General features: G+C 51.1%; 11 protein-coding genes and 1 tRNA gene. 9 read left to right on the top strand and 3 right to left on the bottom strand.

Translation table 11 applies throughout. From position 1 onward, the window contains the following. Positions 1–6 precede the first annotated feature (6 nt). From MSED_RS08965 to lysS, 7 genes are all read left to right on the top strand, one after another. Positions 7–876 carry an NAD(P)-dependent oxidoreductase gene (locus MSED_RS08965; protein WP_012021701.1) on the top strand — a complete coding sequence of 290 codons (870 nt, stop codon included), beginning with the start codon at positions 7–9 and terminating at the stop codon, positions 874–876. Positions 877–884: 8 nt separating this feature from the next. Beyond that, positions 885–1,934, top strand: a complete 1,050-nt coding sequence (gene agl16, locus MSED_RS08970) for a glycosylation protein Agl16 (RefSeq protein WP_012021702.1) — start codon at positions 885–887, stop codon at positions 1,932–1,934. Positions 1,935–1,991: 57 nt separating this feature from the next. Further along, positions 1,992–2,789 (top strand): SDR family oxidoreductase, encoded by a 798-nt coding sequence (locus MSED_RS08975; RefSeq protein ID WP_012021703.1) that lies wholly within the window; start codon positions 1,992–1,994, stop codon positions 2,787–2,789. A 103-nt stretch (positions 2,790–2,892) separates the two neighbouring features. After that, entirely contained in the window at positions 2,893–3,072 is a 180-nt protein-coding gene (locus MSED_RS08980; RefSeq protein WP_012021704.1) for a chromatin protein Cren7, read from the top strand. A gap of 30 nt (positions 3,073–3,102) precedes the next feature. Next, on the top strand, positions 3,103–3,777 hold the full coding sequence (gene pyrH / locus MSED_RS08985; RefSeq protein WP_012021705.1) for a UMP kinase: 675 nt from the start codon (positions 3,103–3,105) through the stop codon (positions 3,775–3,777). 2 nt (positions 3,778–3,779) lie between these two features. Next, positions 3,780–4,052: a hypothetical protein gene (locus tag MSED_RS08990; RefSeq protein WP_012021706.1), complete on the top strand. Its 273-nt coding sequence runs from the start codon at positions 3,780–3,782 to the stop codon at positions 4,050–4,052. Between the two features lie 74 nt (positions 4,053–4,126). Next, complete coding sequence (lysS, locus tag MSED_RS08995) at positions 4,127–5,509, top strand: homocitrate synthase (RefSeq protein ID WP_012021707.1); 1,383 nt, start codon at positions 4,127–4,129, stop codon at positions 5,507–5,509. A gap of 49 nt (positions 5,510–5,558) precedes the next feature. Here lysS and MSED_RS09000 read toward each other — a convergent pair. From MSED_RS09000 to MSED_RS12190, 3 genes are all read right to left on the bottom strand, one after another. Next, positions 5,559–5,654 (bottom strand) — tRNA-Leu (locus MSED_RS09000). 436 nt (positions 5,655–6,090) lie between these two features. Then, positions 6,091–6,453: a PaREP1 family protein gene (locus MSED_RS09005; RefSeq protein ID WP_012021708.1), complete on the bottom strand. Its 363-nt coding sequence runs from the start codon at positions 6,451–6,453 to the stop codon at positions 6,091–6,093. Between the two features lie 174 nt (positions 6,454–6,627). Next, positions 6,628–6,849, bottom strand: coding sequence for a hypothetical protein (locus tag MSED_RS12190; protein ID WP_144418774.1), 222 nt, complete (start codon positions 6,847–6,849; stop codon positions 6,628–6,630). Here MSED_RS12190 and MSED_RS09010 point away from each other — a divergent pair. Together MSED_RS09010 and MSED_RS12195 are read left to right on the top strand one after the other, a co-directional pair. Beyond that, on the top strand, positions 6,848–8,098 hold the full coding sequence (locus tag MSED_RS09010; protein WP_144418775.1) for a hypothetical protein: 1,251 nt from the start codon (positions 6,848–6,850) through the stop codon (positions 8,096–8,098). The genes MSED_RS12190 and MSED_RS09010 overlap by 2 nt on opposite strands. Before the next feature lie 358 nt (positions 8,099–8,456). After that, positions 8,457–8,675: a hypothetical protein gene (locus tag MSED_RS12195; RefSeq protein WP_144418776.1), complete on the top strand. Its 219-nt coding sequence runs from the start codon at positions 8,457–8,459 to the stop codon at positions 8,673–8,675. The last annotated feature ends 445 nt before the right edge of the window (positions 8,676–9,120 follow it).

Here is a 9,120-nt window from a genome sequence, read left to right on the forward strand (position 1 = left end):
CTAGTTATGCGCGTGGGACTAGCTGGTCTGGGTGTAATGGGATGGAGAATAGGTGTGAATCTAAGGAACGCAGGAAAATTGGACGTGGTGTACAACAGGACATCGTCCAAGGCAGAGGAATTCTCAAGGAAATACCAAGTTAAAATGGCGAAAAGCGTCAGGGAACTTGCCCAGGAATCCGACGTAATCATCCTCATGTTATCTGACGATTCTGCAGTAAAGGGAGTGGTCTCGGATATTCTACCTGTAGTGAAGGGCAAGACCATCGTAGACATGTCCACCATTTCCCCCTCGGTGAGCATGGAGTTGGCAACTCAAGTTTTCAATGCTGGAGGAAGGATGTATGACGCTCCTGTGGTTGGGACATCAATCATGGTGGAGCAGAAGAAGTTGACAGTCCTCGTGGGAGGACCAGAGGAGGGATTTCCGGAAATAAGGGACCTTCTTTCACATACCGCCTCCACCGTGCTATACATGGGTAAGAACGGGATGGGCCTGTACGCCAAACTAGTGAATAATCTGCTCATAGGAGCTTACGTGGCCTCCATGGCTGAGGCATTCAACCTAGGGGTCAAGAGCGGTCTGGATCCCAAGCTAGTTGCAGAGTTCCTCGCCAAGTACAGCAGTGCCAGATCTCCCACCTCTGAGATCAAGGCAGGGAAGATGGCAACAAGGGACTATTCGACCCAGTTTGCCACAAAACACATGAGAAAGGACCTCGAGATAATTGATAGGGAGGCCCAGAAGTTAGGCGTAATTAATCCCATGTCCTCCCTTGCGCTTCAACTGTATAGGATGGCAGAATCCTGGGGCTTCTCCGAGGACGACTATATCGCTGTCCTAGAGGTGTTCATGGGCAGGGGTGTCCGATCATAAGGACATGGATGCTCACACCCCTTTTTCTACCCGTCAAGGGAGGAACAGAAGTCCATGTTTACAACCTAAGTAAGGAGCTCCTCAAGCTTTCAGTTGACGTTGAGGTACACACAACCAGGGATACCTATGAGGAAAGGGGTGTCCTCAAACCCTTCGAGATTATAGACGGAATAAGGGTGATAAGGCATCCAAGGACTTGGAAGTTCAACAAGGAACCTGATCTGCTTCACTTCCACAATCTTGGGAGGAAATTCAGTGCATGGAACCTTTACACCTTTTGGTTCACCCTACTTGAGTCAAGGTTTCACGACATTCCCATGGTTATGACCCCACATGACATTTTCGTGGTAAACAGGGGAGCCATTCTAAACGCGTTGCAGAAGTACATGGGAAATAGAGTTCATCGCATAATCGCAGTAAGTGAATGGGAGAGAGAAGAGATGATAAGAAAAGGTTTCCAAGGGAGCAAGATTGTAACCATACCCAATGGCGTAGAGGACAGGGTATTTGAGTATCCAACAACACAAGGAACACATGACTATCTGTTTTACCTCGCAAGAATTAGCCCTGAAAAGAACCAGTTATTTGCCATAAGATGCATAAAGGACATAGACATCAAGCTAATGCTGGCAGGTCAGGTAAGGGACCGAGAATATTTTCAACTTCTCATGAGCACCGTGAAGGAACTTGGTCTTGAGAACAGGGTAAAGTATCTGGGGCAGGTGACAGACGAGGAAAAGTACGCCTTAATGGACGGTTCACTGGCAACCATCTTGACCTCGGAAGTTGAAGCAGATCCATTGGTGATCAAGGAGGCCATGGTCAGGGGAGTTCCAGTGATAGTTGGGGATAGGGCTAAGGTTCTTCCCACGTTGGTGAAGGATCGCGTCAACGGGTTTGTGGTCTCTAACTGTGAACAACTGAAACAAGCTGTGGAATCCCTGAGAGACCCCAACTTAAGGAAGGAGATAGGGGAAAGAAACAGGGAAATCTCCAAGAACTGGAGATGGAGAGAAGTATCCCTAAAGGTCCTTGAACTCTACAAGAGTCTTGTATGACGCGCCTGGACCAGATCCTTTCCCAACATTTTTAACGTGTAACCCCTCTCTTTACCCATGTTTCCTGTTCAGGGAAAAAGGGTACTTGTTACCTCATCCACAGAGGGAATAGGCAGGGGAGTTGCAGAGACCTTTGCCTCCCACGGCGCCGTGGTCACAATCACCTCTAGATCTGGGGAGAAGTTGCACCGGGCACTTCACGACCTAAGGAAGATCAGCCCAGCAGTTTACGGAACCCAGTCAGACATGACCAATCTGGGCTCGTTGAACTCCCTAGTCTCATACGCTCTCCACGTTATGGGAGGAATAGACATCCTAGTGGTGAATTCAGGGAATCCACCCAGGGAACCCATCACCTTCTCAGAGGCTGACATTCACGACTGGGAATATGCGACCAAGCTCTACCTTCTCAGCGCCGTCTCCCTTTCCAAGCTGGTTATCCCCGACATGATTTCCAGGCAATGGGGCAGGATATTCTTCCTCTCCTCCTGGACCGTGAGGGAGCCCCAGAGCATCCTAGTCCTCGCTGACGTTTCCCGTTCCCCACTTCTTCAGTTAACCAAGATCCTCTCAAGGGACTACGGCAGACACGGGATCACCGTCAACACGATCCTCATGGGTAGCTTCCCCACCGAAGGCGCCAAGAAAACCCTATCGCGATACGCTGAATCCAAGGGCCTCCCCTTCGAACAAGTTTGGAAGGAGAGGGTCCTCGACCCCATCTCCGTTGGTAGGCTGGGCGATGTGAAGAGGGACCTAGGCTCCCTCCTTCTCTTTCTCTCCACGGACATGGGAAGTTACATCACGGGCACAAGCATCCTGGTGGACGGAGGAACAACGTCATCCGTGGGTTAAGGTAATCCTTCAACGTCAGTCATTGATAAACTCATGGCATTATCAATTGCGATACTCATGGAAAGGTTTATAATATGAGTCCTACAACATTAATTTGATTAACATGACATACAAGAAGGCAGTTAAGATCAAGACACCAGGAGGAAAGGAAGCTGAGCTGGCTCCAGAAAAGGCATGGACCCTGGCCCCCAAGGGAAGGAAGGGCGTAAAGATAGGTCTATTCAAGGACCCCGAATCCGGAAAGTACTTCAGGCACAAGCTACCCGACGACTACCCAGTTTAAACTTTTTATTCGCGTCTCGATTCAACCTTGATGAAGTTAGTCATCAAGGTAACAGGGAAGTTTTTTGATGATCAAGGAGATAAGACTCCCCTCTCTTCTGCCATTAGGTCTCTAGTCCAGGAGGGCCATCGCGTTGCCCTGGTAACGGGTGGAGGAACGACCGCGAGGAAGTACATCTCCCTGGGAAGGTCACTTAACCTGAATGAGGCAAGCCTTGACCTACTGGGGATCTGGGTAGCTAGGCTCAACGCCTTCCTCATGGCCCTGTCGATGCCAGATCTGGCCTACTCCAGGATCCCAGAGAGCCTGGAGCAGTTCCTAGAGTACTGGGGTCACGGCAAGGTCGTGGTGGTTGGGGGATTCCAACCTGGTCAATCCACGGCAGCAGTTTCAGCCCTCGTCGCTGAGGCGATCTCGGCAGACTACCTTGTAATGGTGACCACGGTCGAGGGGGTCTTTGATAGCGATCCCAAGAAGAACCCCAACGCTAAGTTCCTTCCACGCGTTACCACCACCGAGTTGAAATCAATCTTAGAAAACACGCAGTCAGTCAAGGCAGGAACTTACGAGCTTCTGGATCCCATGGCCATGAAAATCGTGGAGAGATCCAGGATCAAGGTAATAGTAACCAGCGTGGACAAGATAGGTAAGCTTACAAGAATTATTAAGGGAGAAGAAACTGCTAGTATAGTTGAGCCGGTGTAATTATGTCGGTCCTAGATCAAGAGGAGTTCGTGGAGCTAAGGAAATTCAGGTCCAAGGTGGATACCAGGGAGGTCGAGGCAATTCTGTCCGAACTGGAAATTGAGGCAAGGAAGAACGTGATAAAGACAGCCCTAATCTTCGTTTACGCGAATCACGTCGAGGCGGTTACCAGAAACAGGGCATTCTACAACTTGGTTGGGGCAATCCTCGAGAAATACTCCCCCAAGATCGGGGTTGAAGGCGTTAAGGAACTCATATTAAACTCCCTTTCTTAGTTCGAACTTTTCACTGGTCTTTTACGTAGATATTAATAAGTTTCTTACCAATCTAGAACTTCTAGGTGCGATAGATGAAAGTAGGTATACTAGATTCGACTTTGAGGGAAGGCGAACAGACTCCTGGAGTTGTGTTCACCACTGAGCAGAGAGTCGAGATAGCCAAGGCCCTATCCGATCTGGGAGTTTCCATGATTGAGGCCGGTCACCCGGCAGTTTCACCGGACATTTATGAGGGAATAAAGAGGATCGTGAAGCTCAAGAGGGAGGGAGAGATCACCTCCGAGATCCTGGGTCACAGCAGGGCTGTGAAGAGGGACGTGGAGATTGCCAGCGAACTCGAGGTGGACAGGATAGCCATCTTCTACGGGGTAAGCGACATTCACCTCAAGGCCAAGACTAAGACCACCAGGGAGGAGGCTCTCAACATCATTGCGGACGTGGTTCAGTACGCCAAGGCCCACGGGGTCAAGGTCAGGTTCACGGCAGAGGACGCAACCAGGACTGACCTGGACTACCTGGTTAAGGTCGCCAGAACGGCTAGGGATGCAGGAGCTGACAGGATAAGCATAGCTGATACCGTGGGGATCCTCTACCCCGTGAAGACCAGGGAACTCTTCTCCTATCTAGTAAAGGAAGTCCCCGGGGTCGAGTTCGACATCCACGCCCACAACGACCTGGGTATGGCAGTGGCCAACGCCCTGGCAGCAGTTGAGGGAGGCGCAACCATAATTCACGCTACCGTGAACGGCCTCGGTGAGAGAGTGGGAATTGTTCCCCTGCAGGCCGTGGCAGCAGCCCTCAAGTACCACTTTAACGTCGACGTGGTTAAGCTTGACAGGCTCTCGAGTGTGGCCTCGCTCGTGGAAAAGTATAGCGGGATCACCATGCCCCCCAACTTCCCAATCACGGGAGATTATGCCTTCGTGCATAAGGCTGGAGTCCACGTGGCTGGGATACTCAACGACCCAAGAACTTACGAGTTCATGCCACCCGAGGTCTTTGGTAGATCCAGGGATTACGTCATAGACAAGTACACCGGTAAGCACGCGGTCAAGGATAGATTTGAAAGACTTGGGGTAAAGCTGGACGACAGGGAACTGGAGCAGGTACTTGCGAGGATCAAGTCCAGTGAGGGAACCAGGTACTTCAGGGATGTGGACCTCCTGGAGATAGCGGAGGAGGTCACGGGTAAGGTGCTCAAGCCGAGACCTCCAGAGAGGATTGAGGCCGTGGTCTCGGTGAAGTGTGGCTCCAACGTTTACACCACCTCCGTGACCAGGAGGCTGTCCATAATCCCCGGGGTAAAGGAAGTCATGGAAATTTCAGGGGATTACGACATACTCGTTAAGGTGGAGGCAAGGGACTCAGCGGAGCTTAACAACATTGTGGAGAGCATCAGGTCAGTGAAGGGAGTCGAGTCAACCCTGACCTCACTGGTTCTCAAGAAGATGTAACCAGGACGATTTTTAGAAATCTCCTTCTTCTCCAGCTTCTCGCGGGTTATGCGGGGACGGGGATTTGAACCCCGGATGGCCTGCGCCAGCGGATCACCCTGGCGGTCTTGAGTCCGCCCCCTTGGACCAGCTCGGGCATCCCCGCACAATTATACGAGTTCCTTCAAGGTTAAAAATATGTTGCGCGAGTCAGGGAACGCTCCAAGTGTAAGGTTAGACTAGATCTCTCATTGTCAGTGGGCAACAAAAGCCTTTACAGTTGAGAAGCGGTGGAGATTAGAGCAGGAGCAAGTCCCGCTACCTGGATCAGGGAGCCAATCGGAACAAGGAATGAGCTCTTGACGAGATGTTCGCCTAACCTCGTCTAAATTGAGCTTAATTCCGGAACCCAATGTGGAGATGACACGCATCCCTCCACACCTACCCTCTTGGAGATCGCGTTTAACGTCAAGGAGCAACCTGTGCCATAATCTACCGCTTTACCTCTCTCATAACCCTGAGAACCTCACTCCTCACAGGAAGCCTAACTCCCCACTCTCCAGGTACTCGCCAGCCCGAACTGCTCTCCAGAGAAGATCAGCCTAGTCGGGGAGAGTGTACGCCCCATCTGAGATCCTGACAAGTTCTTTCACTTTCCGAACCTCCTTCTCAAGGATGTGGGGTTGAAGTGTTGTACTCAAAACTACTATGGCAGATTTCCAGAGATCCTCAATTCCTCCCATCTCCTTCTCCAGCTCTCTCACAGCCTCCTGCAAATCGTCGAGACTCCACTTCCCTTTTCTTTCCACTTCCTTAACTATCCCAAGGTTCCTCGACAAGGCCAGAAGCTTAACCGCCTCCTCCGCAGCCTTATAGTACTTCTCGCTAGCTTGAACCACGTCTCCCTTCTCCAGGAGTCCATCAGCTTCCTCCAGATACACGTCGGCAGCAGTTTGAACTATCATAAGTTATGTTCTCCTTCTAGATATTTAACAACTTTCATTGTTGCTGACTAAGTGCTTTATGACAAGAAGATACTGTGGAACTTTCCTCCTAACTTCAGTGACGTATGACGCGACTTCACCTGGTTTCCGTAATATTCTGAGAAGATTAATATTTTCGCTTTAGGGAGAGTAGTACTAGAGTAGAGAATATTTGAGGTAATAGGAAATGGGGGAAGTCCTAATCCAGAACGAAGCCCGTGAAGTAGCTACCATAACGGGGGAACAACTCCTCCAGAAGATCGCTGCAGCCCTAGGGATAGTCATGACCGTGGAGTCGGTGACCACGGAGACAGAGTGCGAGGCGCTACAACTCCAGGGAAGTTGTAGTAATCCGTTAAATCCCCAGAGGTACGCCATGAATCCAGCCCTTGTGACCCCCACTAGATGGGCACCAACGGATGGCCAGCGCGGAGCCAGGACGATCTCGACACAGACTCCCCCAGACGTGTTCGACTTCGTGAGACACGGGGTCCTGGTTAAGACCGACTCCTGCGTTGGAGGTAGTTGCGTCTACGTCTTCATAGGGGGCACGTCCAGCTCTTGGTTTGGCGGGGCCGACAGACTCACGGTGTTCCAGGGAGGAGCCGAGTTCGTGGCCACGGGCAACAAGGGCTTCGCCTCATCCCTCACGGTGAAGGGCTACCCACTCATGATGTTGCCCGTGAAGGGTGGTGTGAAGAACTTCGTCCAGCCTTACAACCCATCCTGCGAGGTCTCGGCGGAGCAGAAGCTCGTGAACAGGTTAAGCGGGCCAGTTCTGAGGGGAATCGGGATGGTTCAGCAGGCGATCAACCACCTATCGTGGGCCGGCGCTGGTATGATACCCACCTACGTGCCCGAGATACTGTATGATGTGTATTCACGCACATTAAACTATACTACTCAAGTTTACCAAAGGGAGGCGCCTAACAGGAACAGGTACTTCATAGTAAACTCTGTGAGACAAAAGCTTATTGGGATATCGGACGATTCGCCCACCTTCCTTCCCACCCTGATCGGGATGCCCGACATAAGCTTGATGGACTTGCCCACCGTCGCGGTATACCCCAACCTCGGCGCAGTCTCCGGGCTCTGCAGAAGGTCAGACATAAATCTCATTAAGCAAATCTTCACCGATCTAGACCTCTACCTCAAGACCCAGAACCCCATGATTCAGGGAGCCCCAGTCCTCGTGGGAGGCCTATGCACGGGGGAGTGTTCTAGTCTCAACGTAGCAGGCTTCATTACCCCACCCTCATCCACCTACCTAGACCTCCCCCAGTACTCGGCCTCCATCCTCTACCCAACCCCGAGGAGCTGGGCAACCCAGGACCTTGAGGACTACGCCCGCCAGCTGGGCATATACGACCAGTTCATGACCTCATTCAATGCTACCCTCAAAGCCGCTGAGGCCGAGGTCGTCCTAACCTCCCTCGGACTTGAACAGGAAATCGCCACGAAACTCATCAACTCGGTCTCATGGCTCGGCTCGCTCTTCCAGCATGACGCTAAGGACGTGGCCAAGATGATTAACGATGAGATAAAACGCGAGGATCACACCCATACGGACGAGCTAGGCCAAGAGCTCCACGACGCCTACCTCTGCTACAGGTTCGGACACTGCTAACTCCCATCGCAACACCTCAACAGGAGATCCACCTTCACAGGTAAGTCTAGATTTCACTAAACCTTGGATCAGGATCCCCCAAGGTATCACTTTTCTCTAAGATTCAACCCTATGGAATGCGTTCCTTACACTCACGGATTTTGGTATCTCCCCCATCCCTAGAACCTCCGAGTCTCCTCCCCATCTACAAGGTAACAGGAAAATCACCAGGTCTAAACTACATTTGATGTCTCAGGGTCATCTCTTCACCCCCCATAAAACATATTTAACATCCCCTAAACTACACTCTTTTCACCATTCCCGCCTCCTTTCCGAGTACCGAGACACTCGGTATAGTTTACCACGTCACGGGGAAGGGTTGTTCGCAGGATCTAATTCGCTTTCCACCTCAACCCATGGCTCTCTTGAGTTGGGATCGATCATCCTTCTCGCCATGGGAATAACCCACTCCCAGGGCTTGGAAACCCCACATCTCGAGAAATTGACGGAGAAGGCTCTAGGAAGTGTTGACTTACGAGTTACTTCACGTGAGATGAAACTGCATCACCCAAAGATCCTGCTCACCCTCGGGAAGTAACCACACCCAAGGCAGCTTGATGTGAGCTATGCCAAAACCCACAAACTCCCACTTACGGAATGTCTTATCCATTCAGCATCCCCCAATCCACAACTCCGCCCAGGCTCAATATCTCTCATCCGAGTCAGGCAACACTTCATTTAACAATCTTCACGAAATCTATCTCTACTCCTCTACTCAATCGCATCCTCTCAACCCACCATATCCTGCCACATCGCAGGACAGACCCCTCTAGACCAACATCCAGACCCAGCCAACTCCACCCCGGAACCTGTCATCCCACCCTCTCCTCTACTTAACTCTAGTTCATCATCAAGTTCACTTCAAAAACACCCACATAACTCTCGAATTATTCTACAAACTCTCCATAAACTTTCTCATTCCTCCCCCTTCTCATCTAAATCCTTTTCTCTCTTACCGGGAATTTATACATCATCTTCCACTT

The organism is Metallosphaera sedula DSM 5348 (assembly GCF_000016605.1).
GTDB classification, from domain to species: domain Archaea; phylum Thermoproteota; class Thermoprotei_A; order Sulfolobales; family Sulfolobaceae; genus Metallosphaera; species Metallosphaera sedula.